We start from the raw sequence: 343 nt of genomic DNA, 5'->3' as shown, positions 1-343 counted from the left end.
CGGGTATTCTTTGGCAATGGCGATCGTTATGCCCTTGACGGCATATCTTATGAATCGTGTGCCAACCAAGAAGCTCTATCTCGCTGCATTAGGAATCGCTCTGGTGGGTTTGCTGCTTTGTGCCACAGCACCCAATTTTCTAGTCATGATGCTTGCTCGTATTTTGCAGGCCGTAGGCAATGGAATCTTGACCGCGATGGCACAAGTGATCCTCTTATCGATCTATCCGATCAATCGCATCGGTGTCGTGATGGGCTGGTATGGACTCTCAATCACCGCGGCACCCGTGATCGCACCGACGATCGCCGGGCTGATCGTGGACCGGTTGAACTGGCATGCAATT

The 343-nt window shown here is 52.2% G+C and carries 1 protein-coding gene; it reads left to right on the top strand.

The annotated features are described in order from the left end of the window. On the top strand, positions 1–343 hold a 343-nt coding region (locus tag P3R27_RS14970; protein ID WP_318036152.1), incomplete at both ends, for an MFS transporter.

The sequence above is a fragment of the Enterococcus spodopteracolus genome (genome assembly GCF_030441955.1).
In the GTDB taxonomy this organism is placed as follows: domain Bacteria; phylum Bacillota; class Bacilli; order Lactobacillales; family Enterococcaceae; genus Enterococcus_B; species Enterococcus_B spodopteracolus.
Note: the sequence above shows the minus strand (reverse complement) of the source record. Positions and strands in the feature narration are given on the sequence as shown.